The following is a 24698-nucleotide window of genomic DNA, read 5'->3' as shown; positions in this document are numbered from 1 at the left end:
GGGTCAGCTCAACGTGCTTGACGGAGAACCGATCACCAGGGACGAGATCAAGGCCACGATCGCGGCCCAACTCGGCTGCCCAGCCGAAGACGTCACAGACCATGATGATCTCATTCAACTGGGACTCAACTCGATCCGCATGATGGCGATGGCCGGCGGCTGGCGTAAGCGCGGTGCCGCCGTCACCTTTGCCGAGCTGGCGGCACACCCCACGGTCGACTCGTGGCACGCCCTGCTCAGCGGACAACCGGCGGACCCCGCCCCGCCGGTCCAAGCCGAACCGGCGCTTGTCGACGACGCCCCGTTCCCGTTGGCTCCGATGCAGCACGCGTACTGGATCGGCCGATCCGACGAGCAGGAACTGGGCGGGGTGGCGGCACATCTGTACGTCGAATTCGACGGCAGCGCAATCGATCCGGTGCGACTCGAGCGGGCGGTGGACGATCTCGTCGCCACCCATGCCATGCTCCGAACCCGGTTCCTGCCGGACGGAACTCAGCAGACGATGCCACGACCGGGCCGCCCGGTGTTTGACGTGGTGGATTTGCGTGGTCAGGGCCGGCCGGCCGCCGACGCCGCGCTGGCAGCCATCCGGGACCGAAAGACGCATCAGCGGTTGGCGATTGACGAGGGCCAGGTCATCGACGTCACATTGACCCGCTACGACGAGGACCGGTGCCGGTTGCACCTGGATGTCGACATGCTCGCCGGTGACGCGATGAGTTACCGCGTGCTGATGTCCGAGCTGGCCGGACTCTATCGCGGGGCCGAGCCGTCGGCTCCCGGATACAGCTATCAGCGCTACCGCATCGAGGCCGAACAGCGCCGGGATGGTGACGGGATGCGGGAGCGGGATCGCCAGTGGTGGCAGCGCCGTCTGCCCGAAATGCCCGGAGCACCCGAACTTCCCGCGGCGCCGGTGAGCGATCGGGGGTCGACCCGGCGCACCGTTCGCTACGATCATTGGCTGACGCCGGAAGCCAAGGGCCGGCTGGTTTCCGGCGCCCACGCTCGCGGTGTCACGCCGGCCGTGGCCCTGGCCGCGGTCTTCGCCGACACCATCGGCGGATGGTCCGCACAGGACCGGTTCCTGCTCAATGTGCCGCTGTTTCATCGCGAATCGGTGCACCCCGACATCGACCGGGTGATAGGGGATTTCACGTCGTCGATCATGCTCGAGGTCGACGTCAGTGAGAACATGTCGGTGGCCGACCGGGCCCGCGCCGTGCAGCGCAGCATGTACGAAAGTGGTTCGCACGCATCCTATTCCGGCCTGGAGGTGCTGCGCGACCTGGGTCGGCAGCGGGGCGAACCGGTGCTGGCGCCGGTGGTCTTCACCAGTGCCCTTGATCTCGGCGAATTGTTCTCGGACACCGTCATCGAGACATTCGGTGAACCGGTGTGGATCATTTCGCAGGGGCCGCAGGTGTTGCTGGACGTCCAGATCACCGAACTGCGCGGCGGGCTGTTGATCAATTGGGACGTCAGGGAGTTCGCGTTTCCTGCAGGCATGGTGGACGCCATGTTCGCCAGGTTCACCGAGGCCGTCGGGCGCCTGACTGACGGTGCGGCGGGCTGGGATGCCGAGGCCGCGGTGCGGCTGCCGTGCGCGCAGGCGAAGGTGCGGGCGGCCGTCAACGCGACGGACGGCCCAGTCAGCGGACGGTGTTTGCATCAGGGCTTTTTCGAGCATGCTGACAAGCACCCCGATGACCCGGCCGTGATGTGGGGGTTCGGCGGAGAGGCCGGCGCCTGGAGTTACCGGGAGTTGTCCGAGAGCTCACTCGCGGTGGCCGGCGCGCTGCGGGCCTGCGGGGTAAGACCCGGCGATGCCGTCGCGATCCAATTACCCAAGGGGCGGGACCAGATCCCGGCCGTGCTCGGGGTGCTCGCCGCTGGCGCGACGTACGTGCCGATCGGCCACGAGCAACCGGATGAGCGCCGGGCCAGGATACTTCAGACCGCCGACGTCGTCGCGGCGCTGACCGTCGAGGGCGCCGACTTCGGTCCGGACATACCGTGTGTCTGCATCGACGCCGCGCGGAATTATCGGGAACCGTTGACCGAGGCGGTTTTACCAGACACCGGCGCCATCGCCTATGTGCTGTTCACGTCCGGGTCGACCGGTATGCCCAAAGGGGTGGAAGTGCCGCACAGCGCAGCGATGAACACCATCGACGCCGTCAACGAGTGGTTCGATGTCGGCGAGACGGATCGGGCGCTTGGGGTCTCTGCCCTGGAGTTCGATCTGTCCGTCTACGACATCTTCGGCATGTTCTCCGTCGGCGGTGCGGTCGCCGTCGTCGACGCCGGCCAGGCGGGTGCCGCCGATGCCTGGGTGGAGATGATTCGCCGACACCAGGTTTCGATCCTCAACTGTGTTCCGGGCATCCTCGACATGATCCTGGCGGCCGGAGCGCGCCGTCTTGGCGAGTCACTGCGGGCGGTGCTGCTCGGCGGTGACTGGGTAGGTGCCGAGTTGGCCCGCCGGCTGCGAAAGGTGGCTCCCGACTGCCGGTTCGCCGGCCTGGGCGGAGCAACGGAGACCGCGATCCACAGCACGGTCTGCGAGGTGGTCGGTGAACCACCGGCGCATTGGGCCACGGTGCCGTTCGGTGTGCCGTTGCGCAACGTCCGGTGTCGGGTGGTGTCGCCGTCCGGCCGCGACTGTCTGGACTGGGTGCCCGGTGAACTCTGGGTGGGCGGTGCGAATGTCGCAGCGGGTTACCGCCACGATCCCCGACGCACGTCGGAACGTTTCGTCGAGCACGACGGCATCCGCTGGTACAAGACGGGCGACACCGCGCGGTACTGGCCGGACGGCACCGTCGAATTTCTCGGCCGCGCCGACCATCAGGTGCAGATCCGCGGCTACCGCGTCGAACTGGGTGAGGTGGAGAACGCACTGCGTAGCATCCCCGGCGTGCACCACGCCGTGGCGGCCGTCGTCGGCGCCAACGCGCCCGTGCTGGTCGCGGCCATCGCGGGTGACCCGGCGGGCGGCCCGGCGGGTGAGAGCACCGGGGACCTCACCGAAGCCGTCGCCGGCCTGCTACCGGGTTACATGATCCCGGCCCGCATCGAGGTGCTCGAGCGAATCCCGTTGACGCCCAACGGCAAACTGGACCGCCGCGCCGTCGTCGCGCTGCTGCAACCACAGCACCCGGACCGGGACACCGCTCCGCGCACCGATCTCGAAACCGCGTTGGCCGACATCGTAGCCGAGGCGCTGGGAGTCGATGATCCGAAAGCCGTTGGTGTGCATGATGATTTCTTTGCCCTCGGGGGCGATTCGGTGCTGGCCACCGCCGTCATCGGGCGGGTCCGTGAGTGGCTGGACATCGATCATGCGGTGGTCACCGATTTCTTCGCCACCCGGACCGTCGCGGGCCTGGCCGCCCGGCTGGAGAACCGGGAGGCGGCGCGGGGCACCCCGCACCGACTGGCCGTGATCGCACGCCACTACCTCGACGTCGCGGCGTTGACCGATGACGAAGTAATGGCGGAGGGTTAGGGAGTTCGCGAGCCGACGATGATGCTGCCGACGCTGCACTCCTGGCGCTCGTCGACCCCGGTGGCGGCAGTGAACGCCGCGGTGTCCGAAAAGCCTTGTGCGCAAACGCCGAGACCCATCGCGGTGGCCGCCAGGTAGATCGTCTGCATCAGAACGCCGACATTCTTGAGGATGGTGGCGTAGGCGATCTGCTCGTAGGTCCACATCACCCGGCCGCCGCGTGCCGCGATGACGAGCAAGACCTGCGGCTCGGCGCCGCCGGACAGGGTCGCCGCGGCCGGCCTGGTCAGCTGGGCGGTGGCCGGCGCGTCAGCGGCGGCGACCGGGTGCAGCGCGTGGTCGAACGAGTCGTAGTGGTACACACCAGGTTCCAGGCCGGTGACGCTGCGCACCACCGGGTAGATCTCCAGTTCGTAGAGGCCCCCGCCGGCCGGGTACGGCCGGGACAGCAGTTCCTCGCCCGCGTCTACCGCCTGGGTACTGCGCGTCCGCGCGGTGCGGTAGAGCAGCTCGCCCAGTTGCCCGGCGGTGATGGGCCGCTCGTCGTCGAATGCCCTTGTGGTGACCCGGTCTTCGATGACGGCCGCCAGCGGCGGGTCCTGCGAGCGCCGGGCGTTCAGGTCGGGGACCGGCAGGACGACCGGTTCACCTGGATAGGGTGTGCGGCGTCCCGGTGGTTGCGGGAAGCGGCCCTTCGCCCATTTCGTCGGACCGAAGTCGTCCCACGTGACGATGCGCTGGCCGAGAGTGCTGCGGCGATGAAACCACAGATCGGGTGCGGCCCAGCTCTGTGCCTCGAACGAGGTCTCGTCGTCGGGGCGGACAAGTGCCCCGGCCCAGTGCAGATCGGCGATGAACTGCGTCACGAGGGGCGCCGGCAGATCGGGACAGTCCGAGGCGCGGCCACCCAGCAGCGGGAGCAGCCGTGGCTGATGGATGCGCACATCACACCAGCCCAGCGGATTCTCCAAAACCAGACCAGCTGAATCACTGTGCAGCACAGCAAATTTCGACATCACCGTGGAGCCGTCGGGGGTCGGTTCGGGGCGCGCCGGCGGCTGACCGAACGGAATCAGCGAGTAGAGATCCGTCCCCTCAGCGCAAGCCGTGACGGTCAGATAGCCGCGGTTGGCCAGGTGGTCGATCAGCGCGTCGATCTCGCGTGCCGCACCCGCCCCGGCCAGCTCCGTCACCGTCGCCGGTCCGAGGTTCAGGGTCTTCAGCGCCGTCATCTGCTGGGCGCTCAGCCGGGCCAGCTTCTCACTGTGCGGAGGCTTCAGCAGCACCGCTCCGGCGCCGGTGGTCATGCAGGTGACGCCGGGGCGAAACGCGAACCTCGTTTCATCCGGGTATCTGCTGGCGAACATTCGGCCCCCGGATTCATAGCTCCCGCACAGCTGCGGCACAGCCGGTGCAATCGAGTCGGCGGCAGCGTGGACGTAACATAGACACGCTACCAAACGAAACATCAGTCACAAGGTGCACAAATACAACACACGCGAGCGGTGCGGCACACCGATGTCCGGAACGCTCAGCGCGAATACGAGGGGGATCCCATGACCATCAAGTCACTGGCCATCGGCGCCGCGGCCGTCGCCGCGATCGGCGCCGCCGCGGCCGGAGCCACGGCGTTCGCCGGCCCGGTCGGCTACCAGGTGCAGCCCGTCGTTTTCGGTGCGCCGCTCCCGCAGGACCCGGCGCCGGCGCCGGCGGGCGTGCCCACCTCCGCCCAACTGACCGGCATCCTCACCAGCCTCGCGGACCCGAATGTGCCGTTCGCCAACAAGAGTGACCTGGTCGAGGGCGGAATCGGCGGCACCGAGGCGCACATCGCCGACCACCAGCTGAAGAAGGCCGCAAAGAACGGCGATCTGCCGTTGTCGTTCAGCGTGGCGAACATCCAGCCGGCCGCGGCCAATTCGGCCACCGCCGACGTGTCGATTTCCGGTCCCAAGCTCTCGCCCCCGGTCACCCAGAGCGTCACCTTCGTCAACCAGGGCAGTTGGGTGCTGTCGCGCGGCTCCGCGATGGACCTCCTGCAGGCCGCCTCGCGCTGACCCGCGTGTGCTCGGCTACCAGTCGAGCTTGGCCAGGCGCTCGGGGTCGGCCAGCACGTCGATCGCGGCGATCCGATGCTCGCGGACCACGAATCCCATCAGCGCGACCGGCCGGCCGGCGACCACGATGACCGCGCCGGCGGCGCCGTTGACGGTCGCGGGGCGCACCTCCCGCTCCGGCCCGGCGTAGCCGTGGGCCAGCTCGGCTACCCGGGCTGCGCCCTGCGCGCGGAAGCCGGGCGCGCCGGCGCCGAAGTCGCCGCGCAACATCACGTCCGGGTGCAGCACCGCGACCAGCCGGTCGAAGTCGCCGCTGCGGCCGGCGGCGAAGAACGCGGCAACGACCTCGCGCTGCGTCGCCAGGTCGCCGTCGGGATCGGGCCTGGATTCCTGGATGCGCCGCCGCGCGCGGCTGGCCAGTTTGCGGGTCGCCTCCGGCGTTCTGTCGACGATCGGCGCGATCTGGTCGAACGGGACCGCGAACGCGTCATGCAGAACGAACGCCAGCCGCTCATCGGGCTGCAGCGTGTCCACCACCACGAACAGCGCCATGCCGACCGCGTCGGCCAGCAGCGCCCGGTGTTCGGGGTCGAACTCGCCGGGTGAGTCGACCAACGGGTCCGGCAAGTGCGCGACCAGCTCTTCGCCGGCCCGCACGCGGCGGGCCCGCAAGGTGTTGAGGCAGATCCGGGCCACCACCGTGGTCAGCCATGCGTCCAGGTTGGCGATGTCTTCGGCCGCGCTGGTGCTCAGTCGCAGCCAGGCTTCCTGAACCGCGTCCTCGGCGTCATCGACGGACCCCAGCATGCGGTAGGCGATGGCGCGCAACTGAGGCCGGGCGCTCTCGAAGCGCTCCGCCAGGGCGGCGGCGTCAGCCACGGCCGGCATCGGGCAGCGCGCAGACCATGCCGTCGGAGAGACCCGATGAACCGATGCCCAGCGCCAGGTTGAACCGGGCCCGCAGGTTGCCCAGGGTGGCGATGTGCGTCAGCGCGACCAGTTGGGCGGTGTTGAAGTGCACGTGCAGCGCGTCGAACAACTCGTCGCTGACCTCGACGGGCGTGCGCGTGATCGCCGTGGCGTAGTCCAGGATGAGTTTCTCGACATCGGAGAAACAGGAGGCGTCCCGGTAATCCGAGAGCGCCAGCAGCTCCTCGTCGGTGAATCCCAGTCCGCGGGCGATCTGCGAGCCGAGGTCGATGCAGAACTCGCAGCGCGCCGTCGTCGCCGACTTCAATTCGGCCAGCGCCCGCTGGCGCGGGCTGAGGATGTCCAGCTTCGCCTCGGCCTGCTCCAGCTTCCCGTAGGCCCTCAGCAGGTGAGGGACGTGCGCATACATGCGCAGCGGCTCCAGCATCGTGGCGGTTTCGCGTCCGGTCATCTGCTTGAAACGGCGCCTGGTGAAAAAGAAGGCAATCCGGGCACCGAGCCCGGCGTCGCGGTCGCTCACTCCGGTGAGTCGGGGTTTCATGGCGTACCTCCCGTGCGTGTCGTCCAGCCCCTTACTTGGATCGACACACCGCAGCCTGAAAACGTGACCGGTTAGTCGGGCCTGTCAGTTGGGAACGGCCATGTCCATGTCGTAGACCCGGGCGTGCAGCACCACCCGGTTACGCAGCGCAGCACGCACCGCACGGTGCAGGCCGTCCTCGAGATAGATGATGCCGCGCCACTTCACCGCGTGCGGGAAAAGGTCTCCATAGAAGGTGGAGTCCTCCGACAGCAGGCGGTCCAGGGCCAGCACGGTCGTGGTGGTGACGAGTTCATCCAGACGGATCTGCTGCGGCGGGATCTGCGACCAGTCCCGGTAGGACAGCCCGTGCTCGGGATACGGCTTGCCCTCGCGCACGCCCTTGAAAATCATCGACAGTCGCTTTCGCCTGGGTTACGGCTCGACGTGCTCCTCGACCGGACCACCTGCAAAGGCTATCTGCCGCGCCCGACCGGTGGGGTGTTAGCCACGGATCGGCCGTTGGCAGGTCAGATCCGGTTGAGACCGTAAAATGAACGCGGCCGGGTACATGGAGATGGGGGTGATGGGCAATGAGTAGCGCGGACGAGCGTCGCTTTCAGGTTTTGCACGCCATCGTCGCCGACTTCGTCGCCACGCACGAACCGATCGGATCCAAGTCGCTGGTGGAGCGCCACAACCTGGGCGTATCCAGCGCGACCATCCGCAACGACATGGCGGTACTCGAGGCCGAGGGTTACATCACTCAGCCGCACACCAGCTCCGGGCGGGTCCCCACCGAGAAGGGCTACCGGGAGTTCGTCGACCGCCTCGACGACGTCAAGCCGCTGTCGTCGGCGGAACGGCGCGCGATTCAGGGCTTCCTGGAATCCGGCGTCGATCTGGACGACGTGCTGCGCCGCGCGGTTCGGTTACTGGCCCAGCTAACCCGCCAGGTGGCCGTGGTTCAGTACCCGACGCTGTCCACATCCACCGTGCGTCACCTGGAAGTCATTGCGCTGACCCCGGCCCGGCTGTTGATGGTGGTCATCACCGACTCCGGCCGCGTGGATCAGCGCATCGTCGAACTCGGCGACGTCATCGAGGACCACCAGCTCTCCCAACTGCGGGAGATGCTCGGTCAGGCGCTGGTGGGCAAGCGGCTCACCGCAGCCTCGGTCGCGGTGGCCGACCTGGCCGGGGGACTGCACGGCGGGGACGGGCTGGGAGATGCCGTCGGTCGCTCGGCGACGGTGTTACTCGAATCGCTGGTCGAGCACACCGAGGAACGCCTGCTGCTGGGCGGCACCGCGAACCTGACCCGCAACGCCGCTGATTTCGGTGGCTCGCTGCGCTCGGTTCTGGAGGCGCTGGAAGAGCAGGTCGTGGTGCTGCGGCTACTTGCGGCCCAGCAGGAGGCGGGCAAGGTCACGGTGCGCATCGGTCATGAGACGGAGGCCGAGCAGATGGTCGGCACCTCGATGGTGTCCACCGCCTACGGCACCAACGACACCGTCTACGGCGGTATGGGTGTGTTGGGACCCACGCGCATGGACTATCCGGGAACTATGGCCAGCGTTGCCGCGGTTGCTATGTATATCGGCGAAGTTCTGGGTGCTCGATGAGCGCGCACCCGCTGCAGAATTTTTGGATGGCCGCCTGACGGGCGGCCACTAACAGCCTAGAAAGGCGAATCGTGGCACGCGATTACTACGGGCTACTCGGCGTCGGCAAAGGCGCCAACGACGCGGAGATCAAACGCGCCTACCGCAAGCTGGCGCGCGAACTGCACCCCGACGTCAATCCCGACGAGGAAGCGCAGGCGCGGTTCAAGGACATCAGCGTCGCGTACGAAGTGCTGAGCGATCCGGAGAAGCGCCGCATCGTCGACCTGGGCGGCGACCCGCTGGAGAACGCTGCCGCCGGCGGCGGCGGGTTCGGCGGCTTCGGCGGTCTCGGTGACGTCTTCGAGGCGTTCTTCGGCGGGGGCGGGGGTTTCGGCGGCGGCGCGGGGCGTGGCCCGATCGGCCGGGTGCGGCCGGGTTCGGACTCCCTGCTGCGGATGCGGCTGGACCTCGAGGAGTGTGCAACCGGGGTCACCAAGCAGGTCACCGTCGACACCGCGGTGTTGTGCGACCGGTGCCAGGGCAAGGGCACCAACGGCGACTCCGCACCCGTGCCCTGTGACACCTGCGCCGGTCGTGGTGAGGTGCAGACCGTCCAGCGTTCGCTGCTGGGTCAGATGCTGACGTCGCGGCCGTGCCCCACCTGCCGCGGCGTCGGCGTGGTGATTCCCGATCCGTGCTACCAATGCATGGGCGACGGGCGGGTGCGTGCCCGCCGCGACATCACCGTCAAGATCCCGGCCGGCGTCGCCGAGGGCATGCGGGTCCGGCTCGCCGCACAGGGTGAGGTGGGCCCCGGCGGTGGACCGGCCGGCGACCTCTACGTCGAGGTGCACGAGCAGGCTCACGACATTTTCGCCCGGGAGGGCGACGACCTGCACTGCACGGTGTCGGTGCCGATGGTCGACGCCGCACTGGGCGTCAGCGTCAGCCTGGACGCCATCCTGGACGGAACCAGCGAGATCGTCATTCCGCCCGGCACGCAGCCCGGCGCGGTGATCACGCTGCGCGGCCGCGGTATGCCGCATCTGCGGTCCAGCAGCCGAGGCGACCTGCACGTGCACGTCGAGGTGGTGGTCCCTACGAGGCTCGACCACCACGACACCGAACTCCTGCGCGAGCTCAAGACCCGCCGCAACCGCGACGTCGCCGAGGTCCGCTCGTCGCATGCCAACAACGGTGGGCTGTTCAGCCGCCTGCGCGAAACCTTCACCGGCCGCTGACCTTTCGGGGCTCGCATGGTAGCCACGCTGTTCTACGTCGGTGCGCTGCCCGACGTCGGCGGGTTGGCCGTGGTGGACGGCGACGAAGGCTTTCACGCGGCCACCGTCCGGCGGATCCGTCCCGGTGAGGAATTGGTGCTCGGTGACGGCGCCGGCGGCCTGGCCCGCTGCCTGGTGGAACAGGCTGGGCGCGAAGGACTTCGGGCCCGTGTGCAAGCCCGCTGGACCCTGCCGGGCAGCACCCCGCCGGTGACCGTCGTGCAGGCCCTGCCCAAATCCGACCGGTCCGAACTCGCCGTCGAATTGGCCACCGAGGCCGGAGCCGACGCATTCGTGGCCTGGCGGGCGGCGCGCTGTGTCGCGATATGGGAAGGCGCGCGCGTCGACAAGGGCCTGCGCCGGTGGCGGGCGGTGGCCCGTTCGGCCGCGCGGCAGTCCCGTCGGGCACACATCCCGCCGGTCGATGGGGTGCTGTCCACCGCGGCGCTGACCGAGCGGGTGCGCGCCGAGGTCGCCGCCGGTGGCTTGGTGCTGGCGCTGCACGAGTCGGCGACCGAGCGTGTTGCCGATATTCCTGTGGCGCAGGCGAACTCGGTGATGCTGGTGGTCGGCCCCGAGGGTGGAATCGCGCCTGCGGAGATCACGGCGCTGATCGGAGCGGGCGCCGTCACGGTGCGCCTGGGACCCACCGTGCTGCGCACCTCGACCGCCGCCGCGGTGGCACTGGGTGCGCTGGGCGTGCTCACCTCGCGCTGGGACGCACCACCACTCGACGGCGAAAGGGACGGTAATGAGTAGCGCCGCGGACGATTTGAGTGTGGTCTTCGACGAGCACGTCGCCAGCGAGTTCGTCGCCAAGGATGTTCAGGCGACCATGGCCACTATGACGGCAGACCCGTTCGTCAATCACGTCCCCACCATGATGGGCGGGGTCGGCGGCGCGGCGGTGGCTGACTTCTACGACAGGTACTTCATCGGGCACTGGCCCGACGACACGACCATCACGCCGGTCTCCCGCACCGTCGGCGCCGACCGAGTGGTCGAAGAGATGGTCATTTCGTTCACCCACGACATCGCGATGCCGACCTTTCTGCCCGGTGTGGCGCCCACCGGTCGCCCGGTGCTGCTGCCGTTGGTGGTGGTGATGGGCTTCGACGGGCCCCGGGTGGCCTACGAGCGGATCTATTGGGATCAGGCTTCGCTGCTGGTGCAGATCGGTCTGCTGGACGGGAGTTCGTTGCCGGTCACCGGCGTCGCCCAGGCGCACAAGGTGCTGAATAAGGATCTCCCGGCAAACACCCTGCTAGCCCGCTGAGAAGCCGGTCGGAGGCGGTAATCCCTGGGAAGCGGTCACCCGACGGCGGTAGACTGAGCCGGTCGTTTCAACCAAGCCCCATACGCCAGAAAGCAGGCAGCAGAAACCACGTGACGCCCCGCGAGACCCGCGCCGCTGAAACTGGTGTAGCCAGGCAGTCCGACGCCCAAGTTCGCAGCAGCATCGATGTTCCGCCCGACCTCGTGGTGGGCCTGCTCGGCAGGGCCGATGAGAATCTGCGCGCCCTGGAACGCGCCCTTAAGGCCAAACTGCATGTACGGGGTAACACGGTCAGCCTGTCCGGTGAGCCGGGCGACGTCGCGCTGGCCGAACGGGCCGTCTCCGAACTGGTGGCGATCGTGTCCAGGGGCCAGGCGCTGACGCCCGAGGTGGTGCGGCACAGCGTGGCCATGCTGACCGGTACCGGCAACGAATCGCCGGCCGAGGTGCTCACGCTCGACATCTTGTCCCGCCGCGGCAAGACCATCCGGCCCAAGACGCTCAACCAGAAGCGTTACGTCGACGCGATCGACGCCAACACCATCGTGTTCGGCATCGGCCCGGCCGGTACCGGCAAGACCTATCTGGCCATGGCCAAGGCCGTGCACGCGCTGCAGACCAAGCAGGTCACCCGGATCATCCTGACCCGCCCCGCGGTGGAAGCCGGTGAGCGCCTTGGCTTTCTGCCCGGCACGCTGAGCGAGAAGATCGACCCGTATCTGCGCCCGCTGTATGACGCGCTCTACGACATGATGGACCCCGAGCTGATCCCGAAGCTGATGTCGGCCGGGGTCATCGAGGTGGCGCCGCTGGCCTACATGCGGGGCCGCTCGCTGAACGACGCGTTCATAGTGCTCGACGAGGCACAGAACACCACTGCCGAACAGATGAAGATGTTCCTGACCCGGCTGGGTTTCGGCTCGAAGATGGTGATCACCGGGGACGTCACGCAGATCGATCTGCCCGGCGGCGCGCAATCAGGGCTGCGGGCGGCGGTCGGCATCCTCGAGGACATCGAGGACATCGAGATCGCCGAGCTGACCAGCCAGGACGTCGTCCGGCACCGGCTGGTGTCGGAGATCGTCGACGCCTATGCCCGGTACGAGGAGCCCGGCTCCGGCCTGAACCGGGCGGCTCGGCGGGCATCCGGCAGCCGCAATCGTCGATGATGAGTGCGTGAGCGTCTTATGAGCATCGAGGTATCCAACGAGTCGGGCATCGACGTCTCCGAAACCGAACTGGTCAGCGTCGCGAAATTCGTCATCGCCCGGATGGACGTCAACCCGGCGGCCGAGTTGTCCATGGTGCTGCTGGACACCGCGGCCATGGCCGATCTGCACATGCGCTGGATGGACCTGCCCGGCCCGACGGACGTGATGAGCTTCCCGATGGATGAGCTCGAGCCGGGTGGTCGCCCCGATGCGCCGGAGCCGGGCCCGGCCATGCTGGGCGACATCGTGCTGTGCCCGGAGTTCGCCGCCGAACAGGCCGCCGCGGCAGGCCACAGCCTCGGGCACGAACTGGCGTTGCTCACCATCCACGGTGTGCTGCATCTGCTCGGCTACGACCACGGCGAACCCGACGAAGAGCGGGAGATGTTCGCCCTGCAGGACCGGCTGCTCGAGGAGTGGGTGGCCGACCAGGTCGAGGCGTACCAGCACGACCGGCAGCACGAACGGGACCGCCGGCTGCTGGACAAGTCAAGGTTTTTCGACCAGCCGTGACCAGCTTTTATCAGCTGCTCGGCGTGATCGTGCTGATCGGTCTGGGCGGGTTGTTCGCTGGGCTGGATGCCGCCATCAACACCGTGTCGCTGGCGCGGGTGCACGAGTTGGTCCGCGACGAGCGGCCCGGGGCCAGGTCGTTGCTGAAGGTGATGGCCGACCGGCCGCGCTACATCAACCTGGTGGTGCTGCTGCGCATCGTCTGCGAGATCACCGCGACCGCACTGCTGGCGGTCTATTTTCAGCAGCAACTCAGCGTGGGCTGGGGCCTGTTCTGGGCCGCGGCGATCATGGTGGTCACCAGCTTCGTCGTCATCGGCGTGGGCCCGCGCACCCTCGGCCGCCAGCATGCCTATTCCATCTCGCTGGCGACCGCCCTTCCGCTACAAGCGGTTTCATGGCTGCTGATGCCGATCAGCCGGGTGCTGGTGCTGTTGGGTAACGCGCTCACCCCGGGCCGCGGCTTCCGCAACGGGCCGTTCGCCTCCGAGATCGAGCTGCGCGAAGTCGTCGACCTGGCGCAGCAGCGCGGTGTGGTGGCCGCTGACGAGCGCCGCATGATCGAGTCCGTTTTCGAGCTCGGCGACACCCCGGCGCGGGAGGTGATGGTCCCGCGCACCGAGATGATCTGGATCGAGGGCGACAAGTCACCGAGCCAGGCGATGGCCCTGGCGGTGCGCAGCGGGTATTCCCGGATCCCGGTGATCGGTGAGAACGTCGACGACATTCTCGGTGTCGTCTACCTGAAAGACCTGGTGCGGCACATCTTTTATTCATCCGACCGCGGCCGGGGCAGCACCGTCGCGCAGGTGATGCGGCCGGCGGTGTTCGTGCCGGACTCCAAGCCCCTGGACGCACTGCTGCGCGAGATGCAGCGCGACCGCAACCACATGGCGCTGCTGGTCGACGAGTACGGCGCGATCGCGGGCCTGGTGAGCATCGAGGATGTGCTCGAGGAGATCGTCGGCGAGATCGCCGATGAATATGATCAGGCCGAGACGGCGCCGGTAGAAGAACTGGGGGACAAGCGCTTCCGGGTCTCGGCACGGCTGCCGATCGAGGATGTGGGCGAGCTGTACGGGGTGCAGTTCGACGACGATCTCGACGTCGACACCGTCGGCGGTCTGTTGGCATTGGAACTGGGGCGCGTCCCGCTGCCCGGCGCGGAGGTGGTCTCGCACGGTCTGCGCCTGCAGGCCGAAGGCGGCCGCGATCACCGGGGCCGGGTGCGGATCGGCACGGTGCTGCTGAGTCCGGTGGAAACCGAGGAGGACGAGTGACGCCGAACGTGAACCCACGGCGGGAATTTGCGCCGGAAACTGCCGTGAGATCACGCTCGGCGAAGGACGCGGCGTGAGCGAATTCCGTTCGGGCTTTGTGTGTTTCATTGGCCGTCCCAACACCGGCAAGTCGACGCTGACCAATGCGCTGGTGGGCGCGAAAGTGGCGATCACCTCGATGCGCCCGCAGACCACCCGGCACACCATCCGCGGCATCGTGCACCGCGAAGACTTCCAGATCATCCTCGTCGACACCCCCGGTCTGCACCGGCCTCGCACCCTGCTGGGCAAGCGGCTCAACGACCTGGTTCGCGACACCTACACCGAGGTCGACGTGATCGGGCTGTGCATACCGGCCGACGAGCCGATCGGCCCGGGTGACCGCTGGATCGTCGAGCAGATCCGCGCCCTGGCGCCGAAGACCACCCTGGTGGCGATCGTGACCAAGATCGACAAGGTACCCAGAGACCGGGTGGCCGCCCAGCTGGTCGCGGTCAGCGAGCTGGTCCCCGATGCCGCCGAAATCGTGCCTGTGTCAGCCGTTTCCGGAGACCAGGTCGACGTGCTGATCGACGTCCTTGCGGCCGCGTTGCCGCCCGGCCCGGCGTACTACCCCGACGGTGAGCTCACCGACGAACCCGAAGAGGTACTGATGGCCGAGCTGATCCGCGAGGCCGCGCTCGAGGGGGTGCGCGACGAATTGCCGCACTCGCTGGCGGTGGTCATCGAGGAGGTCAACCCGCGGGAGGACCGTGACGACCTGATCGACGTGCATGCGGTGCTCTTTGTGGAGCGGGACAGCCAGAAGGGCATCGTCATCGGCAAGGGTGGCGCCCGGCTGCGGGAAGTGGGGACCGCGGCCCGCAACCAGATCGAGAAGCTACTCGGGACCAAGGTCTACCTGGACCTGCGGGTCAAGGTCGCCAAGAACTGGCAACGGGATCCCAAACAACTTGGCCGGCTAGGCTTTTAGACGACGTCTGCCGGCCACGGCCGAGCGCGGTAGCCGGCCGGCTCGGGAATGCCCGGTCAGCGTGTCGCCGTCCTGCACGACATCGAAATCCAGGTTCAGCCGCATCGGCCTGCGCACCGATTGCCGCCAGGTGAACCGCGTGCCCGCCTGCTCGGGTGCACTCGAAACATCCTGCAGTGCAACGGTTTCTTCCTTGTAGGTGGCGGTTCCGGTGAGACCCGCCGGACCCTGGGTGAACACGTAGTGCACCTCGAGAGTGCCGATCGGCGTCTTGATCGTCACGTCCCAGTCGCCTTCGATGCTCAACTCAAACCTCCTGTGGTTCCCGGCCGGTATTGCGCCACACGATGCCTCGCCGCTCGTACTCGAAAAGCTCTTCGACGGCATGCGCGATCCGTGGGCCATACCAGCGGTCCAGCAGATGCAGCGCCAGGTCCAGCCCGGACGTCACCCCGCCCGAGGAGACCAGGTCGCCGTCGTCGACCACGCGGGCCGCCACCGCGTTGACCCCGGCCGCGTCCAGCAAGTCCAGGCCCAGGTGATGCGTCACCGCGTGGCGCCCCTCGATCAATCCCGCCATCGCCATGATCACCGACCCCCCGCAGACGGTGGCCATCGTGATCTCCGGATTCTGAAAAGCCTTGGCCAACAACGGGCTCAACTCCGTGCCGGCCGCCCGTGCCAGCAACACCGGGATGGTCTCGACGCCCTCATCGGGGTCACCGGCGATCGGGCCGCTGGCACCGGGCACCAGCACGCAACCCGCCTTATCCGGATCGAGCGCCCCGGTGGCGGGCAGCGTCAGGCCGAGGGTCCCGCTGGGCACGCTGCGAGCACCCTGCGCGGAGACCAGCGACACGGCCAGTTCGCCCCCGACGAATTCGCTGCCTGCGGCCAGTATTTCGAAAGGGCCGATGACATCCAGCGGGTCGAAGCCGTCGTAAAGCACTATCTGCGCCTGCATTCCGGCAATGTTGGTCGTCAGCGGCGTTCTGGACCAGTGGCCGGACAGCCATCATGCGCCGGTATATTGCCAATTCATGCACACCGTCGCCGTCCTTGCCGAACCGGACGTCATCGCGTTCGACCTGGCCATTGCGATAGAGACGTTCGGGCGCGCCCGGTTGGCCGACGGCGGGCCCGGCTACCGCGTGCGGGTCTGCGGTGCGCAACGCGTTGTCCCCGCGGGGCCGATCGGGATCACCACCGACTTCGGCCTTGACGAGCTCACGACCGCGGACACCATCGTCGTGCCCGGACGCAACGACGTCAGCACCCCCGTCGGCGATGATGTCATCGCCACGCTGAAAGACGCTTATAGCAAAGGAATTCGGATAGCGTCGATCTGCAGTGGGGCCTTCACGCTGGCGGCCGCGGGGATACTGGACGGCAGACGGGCGACTACGCACTGGATGGCGGCGGAGTTCTTCGCGGCCGCTTATCCCGCCGTCAGGCTCGACGCCGACGCGCTATACATCGACGAAGGCCAGATTCTCACCTCTGCCGGTGCATCCGCGGGCCTGGACCTGTGCCTGCACATGGTGGCCCGCGACTACGGCTCGGCGGTGGCCGCCGACGCGGCGCGGTTGGCGGTCGCGCCGTTGCACCGGACCGGCGGCCAGGCGCAGTTCATCATCCGCAACCGGCGCGAAGCCAACACCGAACTCGACGCGGTACTGGCCTGGATCGAGAACAACGCGCACCGGCCCCTGACCCTCACCGACCTCGCACGCCACGCTTCCACCAGCGTGCGAACGCTGAACCGCAGCTTCCGGCGCGAGACCGGTCAGACACCCATGCAGTGGGTCAACGGCGTGCGGATCCGGCACGCCCAGGAACTCCTCGAGGCGACCGACGACGGCGTCGAAACCATCGCTCGCCGAGTCGGATTCGCCTCGGCGGCGAACTTCCGTGAGCAGTTTCGCCGCATGACGGGCGTAGCACCACTGAGCTACCGCAGCACCTTCCGCGAGCAAAGGGATGCGGCTGACGGCGTGGCCTGTTAGGGGTAGAACGGGTTCAAGATCGGCGGGATGATCTCATTGCCGGTCACTCCGGTGAGCCGGACGAAGACCTGCGCGGGGATGTTCAGCGCTTGGTAGACGCCTGCCCCGACCCAGGAGACCGCCGGCTGCAAGAAGCTGGGCACCGAGTCGACTATGCCTTGTATCGGGCTGTACACCAGGTACGGGATGGTGGCGGCGACCGTGCGGGCGTCCAGGTTGTAGTTCACGATCGGGTCCGGGTAACCCTGTGCGGCGAAGTCGGCGCTCACCACACTGAACAGGTTGGCGCCGGGATTGACGTAGGTGCCGTCGAAGACGGGGGACGTCAGGGGTGCACCCTGCATGTACGGCTGCGGGGTGATGCCGAACTGGTCGAGAATTGTCGGCGTCGTGCTGACGATCTGCCACGAGTTGTTGATCAGCCCGTTCTGGGCGGGAAGAACAGAACCTGCCTGGTCCCAGATCAGGAATGTCGCTGTCTCCAAAGGTGATTGGAACCCGTGGCCGCGGTTGAACTGGTTGGGATCGATGTGGCCGTGGTCGGTGACCATCAGCACGTCCCACTGCTCGCCGTTGTTGATCTCCCAGTCGGACACCGCCCCGAGCAACCCGCTGCCGGTACCCAAAGTGCCGTTGCCGTAGTGGCCGAGGTTGGTGTCCATGTTGCGCAGGGCCGCGGCGTACTCGGGGGAGCCGCCGCCGTAGGCATGCCCGTTCTCGTCGACGCCGACGAAGTACGAGAAGATGAAATTGCCCTTGGCGGGGTTCGCGGCGGTGATCGCCTGTTGGCTCAACTGGCCAACCTCGTTCTGCGACGCGAACCAGTAGGGGTCGCTCGCTGAGTGCCCGACGAAGGTGATCTTGTCGGCGGGGAACGCGCCGGCACCGGCGATATCGGTGATGACCGGCCAGTTGGCGATGACGGTGGTGTCGATGTTGTTGCCGTAGGCGGCTTCGAGATAGTTGTACACCGTCGGCCAGTCGTTGTACGTCCACGGCGTGAAGACGTTGTTGGTGACGCCGGCCGTCTCGCTCCACACACCGGTTTGGATAGTCGTCCACGAGGGGTTCGAGACGCTGGTGTGCCCGACGATCGTCGACGCCGACGTGACGCCGTCCGACATGAAGTCGCGGAAGTTCACATTGAGCGGGTCGGCCAGCACCCTGCTCAGGTTCGTGCCGTCCGTGCCGATCAGCAGGAAATTTCGATCCGGGGCCAGCATCTGCAGAATATTGGCCTCGTCCGGCGTGACCATGTTGAGGTAAATGCCGGGCTGGCCGGGAGCGCCAGGGTTACCGAAGGGGGACAGCGACCACCCGCCGAGACCACCGGTTCCCGCTGGGACGAATACACCGCCGTAGCCCCCGGTGCCACCTGCTCCGCCGTTACCCCATAACAACCCGCCCGTACCGCCCGCGCCGCCGGTCCCGGTCCGGAAGCCGCCCATACCACCGGCGCCACCGTTGCCGATCAACCCGGCGTTGCCGCCGCGTCCACCGGTCTGGCCTGCCAGTCCGGCCGAGCCGCCCGCGCCGCCGTTGCCCCAGAGAAGTCCACCGTCCCCACCGGCCTGCCCGGTGCCGGGTGTGCCGTTGTACCCGTCACCGATCAGCGGGCGGCCCAGGAAGAGGTTCGTAGGCAAGTTGATCACGTCCAGAACCCCGTCAACGACGGGCTGCAGCGGACCGGCATTGATCAACTCCGCGGCCGCGTAGGCCCCGCCGGCCGCGTTCATCGCCAGCACGAATTGCTCCTGGAACGCTGCCACCTGCTTACTGAGCGCCTGGTAGTCCAGGGCGTGGCCGGAGAACAGCGAGGCGATCGCCGTTGACACCTCGTCCGCGGCGGCAGCCATCACCGTGCTGGTCGGAGCGAACGCGGACAGGTTGGCCGCCTGGATCGACGAGCCGATACCCGCAGCTTCTGCCGCCGCTAACGTCAAGACCTCCGGCGTGGTGATCAGGTACGACATCGTTGTCCTCCAACCCGTCAGATTTCAACCACCGGAACACGGGGCGATGCCCATAATTACACGCTTCCAACACTTCTGACCCAGAGACACAAAAGATTTGTGAACGACATGAATCGGCGGGCCGACTGACGGGGCCAGGCCGCACCTTCACCCGGCCGAGGCGTCCCCGGCCGCAACCTCCAGCAGGCCCTTCTCGCGCACCGCAGCCATGGACAACGTCCGGTAGCCGAACTCGTCGAACAGCACGGTCACCCGTTCGTGGTCGCCACCGATGACCATGCCCGAGCCCCACTGGGAATGCCGCACCGCGGTGCCGACGTCGTGCGCCGGCCGTTCGGTTCTGACGTCATCCAATTGTTCGGCCGCCAGGCACCGGTCGCAGTTGCCGCACGGTTCGTCCAGGTATTCGCCGAAGTAGGAGAGCAGCGAAACCCTTCGGCACGAATAGGTTTCGGCGTAGCCGCGCATCATCTCGACCCGGCTGAGATCGACGCGCTCGCGCAGTTCCACCATCTCCTGGGCAGCTGTGAGCGCGGCGTCGGGCGATACCGCAAGGCGCACGAAGCCGTTCCGGGTGGAGCGCACCGCGCCGGCCTCCTCAAGGATGTTGACCGCGCTCGTCAGCCTGCGCCCGGGGACGGCCAGTGCGGCACGCAGGTCTCTCAATTTCGTCGGCTGCACCGGGTCCAGCACGCCGAATACCGCGCGGAGCAACTGCTCGTCCGGTCGGCCCGCAGTGAAAAAGCGTGCCAGGCCGAGGTCTTCGGGCCGGTAGAAGAGCAGCGCGTGGGCGTCCCCGCCGTCCCGGCCGGCCCGACCGATCTGCTGGTAGTAACTGTCCAGCGAATCCGGAGTCGACGCGTGAGCGACGAACCGCACGTTGGGTTTGTCGATGCCCATGCCGAACGCCGACGTCGCCACCACGACCTCATACGCGTCGTCGCGAAAACCGACGTGTACCTGCTCGCGCTGCGCCGCGGACATGCCCGCGTGGTAGAACGCTGCGGCAATGCCCTTGTCGCGCAGACTTTCCGCATAGGACTCGGCATCTTTGCGGGTGGCGGTGTAGAGCAGGCCGGGACCCTGCAGGGCCGCGACCCAGTCGATCACCGCGGAGCGCTTGTTCTCCTCCTCGAGATACCGTTCGACGATCAGACGCAGGTTGGGTCGGTCGAACCCGGCGACGACGACGTCAGGCCGGTGTAATCCCAGCCGCCCAATGATGTCCCGTCGCACCACGCCCGACGCGGTCGCCGTCAAGGCGGTAATCGGAATCGATTGTCCCAGTTGATGAAACACATCGGCGAGGCGGCGGTAGTCCGGACGGAAGTCGTGGCCCCACGCCGACACGCAGTGCGCTTCGTCGACAACGCACAGCGACAGCCGCACCCGGCGCAGTCTGTCGACGACCTCATCGTTGGCCAACTGTTCGGGAGAGATGAAAACGAAGTCCGCACTGCCGCTATCGATGGCCTGCCACGCCCGGCGGCGCTGGGCGGCTCGCAGTGCGGAGTTTACCGCCACCGCTGTTCCCGCGCCGCTCTCCTCGATGGCGGCGATCTGATCCTTCTGCAGTGCCAACAGTGGCGAGACCACCAGCGTCACGCCGTCGGTCAGCACGGAAGGGATCAGGTAGATAGCCGACTTGCCCGAACCGGTCGGCATGACGGCCAGCAGATCACGACCGTGCAGCACCGCCCGCATCGCGGCGCGCTGGTGATCGGTGAGTTCGTCCCAGCCGAAGTGAGTGCGGGCAACGGCGTCGAGTTCGCTGGTGTCGCCTGCCGATCCGTCCATCGCCGTCAACTACCCCGCCGGGGAATCGCCAAACCCGATGCGGCATCGACGGTTTCAGTTGCGCGGGTCCGGCACGCTGTGCAGCGGGGGAGTGCTGTTGCCGGTGTTCCACCAGACCTTTGGCTGTTTGGCGGCCCAGCCACTGACCGCCTCCAGCTCGGCGGCCAGTGAGATCAGCATGCCTTCGCTGTTGGCCGGGCCCATCAGCTGCACGCCGATCGGCAGTCCGTCGGAGGTGAAACCGGCCGGCACGTTGATCGACGGCCAACCCAGTACGTTCCACGGCCACGCGTACGGGCAGGCGGCGATGACGGCGCGGTCGGTGGCGATGCCGCTCAACCGGTCGAAGGCCCGCGCCAGCGGGGGTGGTTGCGCGGTGGTCGGCGCCAGCACCACGTCGACGATGTTGAAGATCGATCCCACCCGGCGCTGATCGGCGGCCTCGTGGCGGCGCGCGGTGCGCAGGGTCGCCTGGGAGAGCATGTGGCCGGTGCGCATGTTGGACAGGGTGCGGGGGTCCCAGTTGACGTTCTCACCGAGCCGCTCGCCCCAGTCCCACAGCCCGGCCATCGACCGGGCCAGGAAATCCCACGACAGCCGCATGCCGTAGTCCGGGTTGCCCTTGACCACGGTGTGGCCGAGCAGTTCGAGTTGCTCGCCCACCTTCTGGATCGCCGCCAGGATTTCGGGATGCAGCTTGGCCCGGAAGAACGTGTAGGGGATGCCGGTCGACAACGCGATGCGCAACGGACCGGGCGCGATACCGACATAGTCGGACGCCGTGAGCGGAGGTGGCTTGTGCTGGTCGCCCTCGACATTGCCGGAGGCCGCGTCCAGCACGAGTGCTGCGTCGGCGACGGTACGGGCCAGCACACCGTTGACGGTGATGCCGTTGAAGGACTCCGGCTCCGGCCAGGTGGAGATGCGGCCGCGTTGCGGTTTGATGCCCACCAGATGCGTCCATGCGGCCGGGATGCGCACACTGCCGGCGCCGTCGGAGCCGATCGCAGCGGTCACCAGGCCCGCGGCCACCGCGGCCGCGCTACCGCCCGACGATCCTCCCGGGGTGTGCCGGCGCGACCACGGGTTGCGCGTGTGCCCGAAACCCGGCCCACTGGTGAACGGCCACTGGCCCAGTTCGCAGGTGTTGGTCTTGCCGACGATCACCGCGCCCGCCGCTTTGAGCCGCCGCACCACCTCGCTGTCCGCGGTCGCGGGCCGGACATATCCGTCGGTGCCGTACGCGGTGGGGACCCCGGCGATGTCGACGTCGTCCTTGACCGCGATCGGGATGCCCAGCAGCGGTGCCGTGTCGCCGGCGGCGCGGCGCCGGTCGGCCACCGCGGCATCGGCCAGGGCCGACTCGGTGAGCACCACCCGGAACGCGTTCAGCGTGGACTGGCTCACATCGATGGCATGCAGGGAGCGGCGCACCAACTGGGCAGCCGTGACCTTTCTGGTCGCGAGCTGGTAGAGCAGGTCGGTTAACGTGGGCAAGCGCCGGTTGTCGGAGCCGGAATCGACCCCGGAAACAGACCCAGAAGCGCTGACCACGGGGTACGAGACTATCGGCGCGGATACCCGCGATGTCGCGCTGGGGTGCAAAACTATTGTGATGCGGCTGTATCGAGACCGGGCTGTTGTGCTGCGTCAGCACAAGCTCGGTGAAGCCGACCGGATCGTCACCCTGCTGACCCGTGATCATGGGCTGGTCCGTGCGGTGGCCAAGGGGGTGCGGCGCACCCGCAGCAAATTCGGCGCGCGGCTGGAGCCGTTCGCGCACATCGACGCGCAACTGCACCCCGGCCGCAACCTCGACATCGTCACCCAGGTCGTCTCGATCGATGCGTTCGCCACCGACATCGTCAATGACTACGGCCGCTACACCTGTGGTTGCGCGATGCTGGAAACCGCCGAACGTCTGGCCGGCGAGGAGCGGGCACCCGCTCCGGCGCTGCACCGGCTCACGGTGAGTGCGCTGCGGGCGGTCGCGGACGGTCGCCGCCCCCGCGAGCTGCTGCTGGACGCGTACCTCCTGCGCGCCATGGGCACCGCCGGATGGGCGCCGGCCCTGACCGAGTGCGCCCGCTGCGCCACCCCGGGTCCGCATCGTGCGTTCCACATCGCCGCCGGAGGCAGTGTCTGCGCACACTGCCGTCCGGCCGGAGCCACCACGCCGCCGTTGGGCGTGCTGGATCTGATGTGCGCGCTGCACGACGGCGATTGGGAGGCCGCCGAGCAGTCACCGCCGTCGCACCGCAGCTACGTCAGCGGACTGGTGGCCGCGCACCTGCAATGGCATCTGGAGCGGCAACTCAAGACGTTGCCGTTGGTGGAGCGGGTCTACCAGGTGGATCGCACGGTTGCCGAACGGCGCGCTGGGTTGATCGAACAGCATGCCGGACCGATCGGGCAGGATACCGAGTGTGGCTAAGAAGGCCGAAAGACTGAAGTCCACGGACTTCCCGCAGCTTCCCCCGGCACCTGAGGACTACCCGACCTTCCCTGACACGTCGACGTGGCCCGTCGTTTTCCCGGAGCTGCCGCCGGCTCCGGGCGGGGGACCGCGCCGGCCTCCCCAGCACACGTCGAAAGCGGTAGCCCCCCGCATCCCGGCCGCTCAGCTGCCCAATCACGTCGCCATCGTGATGGACGGCAACGGCCGCTGGGCCACCCAGCGCGGCCTGCGCCGCACCGAGGGACACAAGATGGGCGAAGCGGTCGTGATCGACATCGCTTGTGGCGCAGTCGAAATCGGGATCAAGTGGCTGAGCCTTTATGCCTTCTCCACGGAGAACTGGAAGCGGTCGCCCGAAGAGGTCAAGTTCTTGATGGGCTTCAACCGCGACGTGGTGCGGCGACGCCGCGACATTCTGAACGAGATGGGCGTCAAGATCCGCTGGGTGGGCTCTGCGCCGCGGCTGTGGCGCAGCGTCATCAACGAACTGGCCGTCGCGGAGGAAGTGACGAAGAACAACGACGTCATCACCATCAATTACTGCGTCAATTACGGCGGCCGCACGGAGATCGCGGAGGCCGCCCGCAGAATCGCCGCCGAGGCCGCAGCCGGCCGGCTCAACCCGGAGCGCGTCAACGAGTCGACGATCTCGCGTTACATGCAGCGACCGGACATCCCCGACGTGGACCTGTTCCTGCGGACGTCGGGCGAGCACCGGTCCAGCAACTTCATGCTGTGGCAGGCCGCCTACGCCGAATACGTGTTTCAGGACAAGCTGTGGCCCGATTACGACCGCCGCGACTTGTGGGCGGCCTGCGAGGAGTACGCGTCGCGTAATAGACGGTTCGGGAGCGCCTGATGACATCTCTGCCAGAACGGCTGGCCTCGATACTCGGGGAAATCCTGTCCGTGGAGTCCGAGCCCGACGGCGCGCTCACGGTCCGTCACGACGGCACGTTCGCTTCGCTGCGGGTGGTGCGCATCGCCGAGGACCTTGACCTGATGTCGCTGACACAGGTGCTGGCCTGGGATCTGCCGCTGACCAAGAAGGTCCGCGACCAGGTGGCCGGCCAGGCGCGGGAGGTGAACTTCGGCTCGCTGACCGTCCTGGAGAAAGCCGCCGCGAAGGGCAGCCGGAGCACCAAAACCGGCGACGTGATGCTGCGCTACAACTTTCCCGGCGCCGGGCTGACCGACGACGCCCTGCGCACGCTGATCCTGTTGGTCCTCGACACGGGCGCCCGGATCCGCGCCGAACTCACCTCCTGACCTGCCGAACGTGCGGCCAGCTTCACACTCGGCG

Annotated in this window: 23 protein-coding genes; 14 read left to right on the top strand and 9 right to left on the bottom strand. The window is 67.7% G+C overall.

Annotated features, from left to right (window positions below; genetic code table 11):
* Positions 1 to 13 precede the first annotated feature (13 nt).
* Positions 14 to 3514, top strand: a complete 3501-nt coding sequence (locus tag C0J29_RS20585) for a non-ribosomal peptide synthetase (protein WP_120794862.1) — start codon at positions 14 to 16, stop codon at positions 3512 to 3514.
* On the opposite strand, the gene C0J29_RS20580 is transcribed toward C0J29_RS20585, so the two are convergent.
* A complete protein-coding gene (locus tag C0J29_RS20580) occupies positions 3511 to 4881 on the bottom strand; it encodes a SagB family peptide dehydrogenase (RefSeq protein WP_120793409.1) in 1371 nt (456 codons plus the stop codon). The genes C0J29_RS20585 and C0J29_RS20580 overlap by 4 nt on opposite strands.
* Positions 4882 to 5070: 189 nt before the next feature.
* Between C0J29_RS20580 and C0J29_RS20575 the strand changes: the two genes are divergently transcribed.
* Positions 5071 to 5571, top strand: coding sequence for an MTB12 family secreted protein (locus C0J29_RS20575; protein WP_120794861.1), 501 nt, complete (start codon positions 5071 to 5073; stop codon positions 5569 to 5571).
* A gap of 15 nt (positions 5572 to 5586) precedes the next feature.
* Here the strand turns inward: C0J29_RS20575 and C0J29_RS20570 are convergent, their stop codons facing one another.
* The 3 genes from C0J29_RS20570 to C0J29_RS20560 form a co-directional block, all read right to left on the bottom strand.
* Positions 5587 to 6459 (bottom strand): sigma-70 family RNA polymerase sigma factor, encoded by an 873-nt coding sequence (locus tag C0J29_RS20570; RefSeq protein WP_120793408.1) that lies wholly within the window; start codon positions 6457 to 6459, stop codon positions 5587 to 5589.
* A complete protein-coding gene (locus tag C0J29_RS20565) occupies positions 6443 to 7042 on the bottom strand; it encodes a carboxymuconolactone decarboxylase family protein (RefSeq protein ID WP_120793407.1) in 600 nt (199 codons plus the stop codon). Before C0J29_RS20565 ends, C0J29_RS20570 begins: the two co-directional genes overlap by 17 nt.
* Positions 7043 to 7126: 84 nt before the next feature.
* On the bottom strand, positions 7127 to 7435 hold the full coding sequence (locus tag C0J29_RS20560) for a type II toxin-antitoxin system VapB family antitoxin (protein ID WP_065042551.1): 309 nt from the start codon (positions 7433 to 7435) through the stop codon (positions 7127 to 7129).
* 179 nt (positions 7436 to 7614) lie between these two features.
* Here C0J29_RS20560 and hrcA point away from each other — a divergent pair, with 179 nt between their 5' ends.
* From hrcA to era, 8 genes are all read left to right on the top strand, one after another.
* Positions 7615 to 8646, top strand: coding sequence for a heat-inducible transcriptional repressor HrcA (gene hrcA, locus C0J29_RS20555; protein WP_065042552.1), 1032 nt, complete (start codon positions 7615 to 7617; stop codon positions 8644 to 8646).
* A 71-nt stretch (positions 8647 to 8717) separates the two neighbouring features.
* The gene (gene dnaJ, locus C0J29_RS20550; protein ID WP_120793406.1) at positions 8718 to 9869 is read left to right on the top strand and encodes a molecular chaperone DnaJ; all 1152 of its coding nucleotides are present in this window, start codon (positions 8718 to 8720) and stop codon (positions 9867 to 9869) included.
* Between the two features lie 15 nt (positions 9870 to 9884).
* Positions 9885 to 10667, top strand: coding sequence for a 16S rRNA (uracil(1498)-N(3))-methyltransferase (locus tag C0J29_RS20545; RefSeq protein ID WP_120793405.1), 783 nt, complete (start codon positions 9885 to 9887; stop codon positions 10665 to 10667).
* Positions 10660 to 11184 (top strand): nuclear transport factor 2 family protein, encoded by a 525-nt coding sequence (locus tag C0J29_RS20540; protein WP_082994212.1) that lies wholly within the window; start codon positions 10660 to 10662, stop codon positions 11182 to 11184. The genes C0J29_RS20545 and C0J29_RS20540 overlap by 8 nt, the downstream gene beginning before the upstream one ends.
* Before the next feature lie 110 nt (positions 11185 to 11294).
* Positions 11295 to 12353, top strand: coding sequence for a PhoH family protein (locus C0J29_RS20535; protein WP_065163490.1), 1059 nt, complete (start codon positions 11295 to 11297; stop codon positions 12351 to 12353).
* An 18-nt stretch (positions 12354 to 12371) separates the two neighbouring features.
* Positions 12372 to 12908: an rRNA maturation RNase YbeY gene (gene ybeY, locus C0J29_RS20530; protein ID WP_065042557.1), complete on the top strand. Its 537-nt coding sequence runs from the start codon at positions 12372 to 12374 to the stop codon at positions 12906 to 12908.
* Positions 12905 to 14188 carry a hemolysin family protein gene (locus C0J29_RS20525; RefSeq protein WP_120793404.1) on the top strand — a complete coding sequence of 428 codons (1284 nt, stop codon included), beginning with the start codon at positions 12905 to 12907 and terminating at the stop codon, positions 14186 to 14188. The genes ybeY and C0J29_RS20525 overlap by 4 nt, the downstream gene beginning before the upstream one ends.
* A gap of 73 nt (positions 14189 to 14261) precedes the next feature.
* Entirely contained in the window at positions 14262 to 15161 is a 900-nt protein-coding gene (era, locus tag C0J29_RS20520) for a GTPase Era (protein WP_065163489.1), read from the top strand.
* Here the strand turns inward: era and C0J29_RS20515 are convergent.
* Together C0J29_RS20515 and C0J29_RS20510 are read right to left on the bottom strand one after the other, a co-directional pair.
* The gene (locus C0J29_RS20515) at positions 15150 to 15467 is read right to left on the bottom strand and encodes a hypothetical protein (RefSeq protein WP_065042560.1); all 318 of its coding nucleotides are present in this window, start codon (positions 15465 to 15467) and stop codon (positions 15150 to 15152) included. The two genes, era and C0J29_RS20515, sit on opposite strands and share 12 nt — an antisense overlap.
* Before the next feature lies 1 nt (position 15468).
* Entirely contained in the window at positions 15469 to 16125 is a 657-nt protein-coding gene (locus C0J29_RS20510) for a DJ-1/PfpI family protein (RefSeq protein ID WP_065042561.1), read from the bottom strand.
* Positions 16126 to 16201: 76 nt separating this feature from the next.
* On the opposite strand from C0J29_RS20510, the gene C0J29_RS20505 reads away from it, so the two are divergent.
* Positions 16202 to 17167: a GlxA family transcriptional regulator gene (locus C0J29_RS20505; protein ID WP_120794860.1), complete on the top strand. Its 966-nt coding sequence runs from the start codon at positions 16202 to 16204 to the stop codon at positions 17165 to 17167.
* Here C0J29_RS20505 and C0J29_RS20500 read toward each other — a convergent pair.
* The 3 genes from C0J29_RS20500 to C0J29_RS20490 all read right to left on the bottom strand — a co-directional run bounded on the left by C0J29_RS20500 (position 17164) and on the right by C0J29_RS20490 (position 22491).
* On the bottom strand, positions 17164 to 19140 hold the full coding sequence (locus C0J29_RS20500) for a PE domain-containing protein (protein ID WP_120793403.1): 1977 nt from the start codon (positions 19138 to 19140) through the stop codon (positions 17164 to 17166). The two genes, C0J29_RS20505 and C0J29_RS20500, sit on opposite strands and share 4 nt — an antisense overlap.
* A 147-nt stretch (positions 19141 to 19287) precedes the next feature.
* Positions 19288 to 20937, bottom strand: a complete 1650-nt coding sequence (locus C0J29_RS20495; RefSeq protein ID WP_120793402.1) for a RecQ family ATP-dependent DNA helicase — start codon at positions 20935 to 20937, stop codon at positions 19288 to 19290.
* Positions 20938 to 20991: 54 nt separating this feature from the next.
* Positions 20992 to 22491, bottom strand: coding sequence for an amidase (locus tag C0J29_RS20490; protein WP_065166017.1), 1500 nt, complete (start codon positions 22489 to 22491; stop codon positions 20992 to 20994).
* A 61-nt stretch (positions 22492 to 22552) separates the two neighbouring features.
* On the opposite strand from C0J29_RS20490, the gene recO reads away from it, so the two are divergent.
* The 3 genes from recO to C0J29_RS20475 are packed head-to-tail and all read left to right on the top strand — an operon-like array spanning position 22553 to position 24664.
* The gene (recO, locus tag C0J29_RS20485) at positions 22553 to 23371 is read left to right on the top strand and encodes a DNA repair protein RecO (protein ID WP_120793401.1); all 819 of its coding nucleotides are present in this window, start codon (positions 22553 to 22555) and stop codon (positions 23369 to 23371) included.
* Positions 23364 to 24254: a decaprenyl diphosphate synthase gene (locus tag C0J29_RS20480; RefSeq protein ID WP_120793400.1), complete on the top strand. Its 891-nt coding sequence runs from the start codon at positions 23364 to 23366 to the stop codon at positions 24252 to 24254. Before recO ends, C0J29_RS20480 begins: the two co-directional genes overlap by 8 nt.
* Complete coding sequence (locus C0J29_RS20475) at positions 24254 to 24664, top strand: hypothetical protein (RefSeq protein WP_120793399.1); 411 nt, start codon at positions 24254 to 24256, stop codon at positions 24662 to 24664. The genes C0J29_RS20480 and C0J29_RS20475 overlap by 1 nt, the downstream gene beginning before the upstream one ends.
* The last annotated feature ends 34 nt before the right edge of the window (positions 24665 to 24698 follow it).

This window comes from Mycobacterium paragordonae (assembly GCF_003614435.1).
Lineage (GTDB): Bacteria > Actinomycetota > Actinomycetes > Mycobacteriales > Mycobacteriaceae > Mycobacterium > Mycobacterium paragordonae.
Note: the sequence above shows the minus strand (reverse complement) of the source record. Positions and strands in the feature narration are given on the sequence as shown.

What these genes read in the sequence shown, in the direction of transcription:
- C0J29_RS20510 (WP_065042561.1), bottom strand. Translation starts at nt 16,125, where the DNA reads ATGCAGGCGCAGATAGTGCTTTACGACGGCTTCGACCCGCTGGATGTC.
- C0J29_RS20570 (WP_120793408.1), bottom strand. Translation starts at nt 6,459, where the DNA reads ATGCCGGCCGTGGCTGACGCCGCCGCCCTGGCGGAGCGCTTCGAGAGC.
- C0J29_RS20540 (WP_082994212.1), top strand. Translation starts at nt 10,660, where the DNA reads ATGAGTAGCGCCGCGGACGATTTGAGTGTGGTCTTCGACGAGCACGTC.
- C0J29_RS20475 (WP_120793399.1), top strand. Translation starts at nt 24,254, where the DNA reads ATGACATCTCTGCCAGAACGGCTGGCCTCGATACTCGGGGAAATCCTG.
- C0J29_RS20560 (WP_065042551.1), bottom strand. Translation starts at nt 7,435, where the DNA reads ATGATTTTCAAGGGCGTGCGCGAGGGCAAGCCGTATCCCGAGCACGGG.
- C0J29_RS20580 (WP_120793409.1), bottom strand. Translation starts at nt 4,881, where the DNA reads ATGTTCGCCAGCAGATACCCGGATGAAACGAGGTTCGCGTTTCGCCCC.
- ybeY (WP_065042557.1), top strand. Translation starts at nt 12,372, where the DNA reads ATGAGCATCGAGGTATCCAACGAGTCGGGCATCGACGTCTCCGAAACC.
- C0J29_RS20575 (WP_120794861.1), top strand. Translation starts at nt 5,071, where the DNA reads ATGACCATCAAGTCACTGGCCATCGGCGCCGCGGCCGTCGCCGCGATC.
- C0J29_RS20500 (WP_120793403.1), bottom strand. Translation starts at nt 19,140, where the DNA reads ATGTCGTACCTGATCACCACGCCGGAGGTCTTGACGTTAGCGGCGGCA.
- C0J29_RS20565 (WP_120793407.1), bottom strand. Translation starts at nt 7,042, where the DNA reads ATGAAACCCCGACTCACCGGAGTGAGCGACCGCGACGCCGGGCTCGGT.
- hrcA (WP_065042552.1), top strand. Translation starts at nt 7,615, where the DNA reads ATGAGTAGCGCGGACGAGCGTCGCTTTCAGGTTTTGCACGCCATCGTC.
- C0J29_RS20495 (WP_120793402.1), bottom strand. Translation starts at nt 20,937, where the DNA reads ATGGACGGATCGGCAGGCGACACCAGCGAACTCGACGCCGTTGCCCGC.
- C0J29_RS20545 (WP_120793405.1), top strand. Translation starts at nt 9,885, where the DNA reads ATGGTAGCCACGCTGTTCTACGTCGGTGCGCTGCCCGACGTCGGCGGG.
- recO (WP_120793401.1), top strand. Translation starts at nt 22,553, where the DNA reads ATGCGGCTGTATCGAGACCGGGCTGTTGTGCTGCGTCAGCACAAGCTC.
- C0J29_RS20505 (WP_120794860.1), top strand. Translation starts at nt 16,202, where the DNA reads ATGCACACCGTCGCCGTCCTTGCCGAACCGGACGTCATCGCGTTCGAC.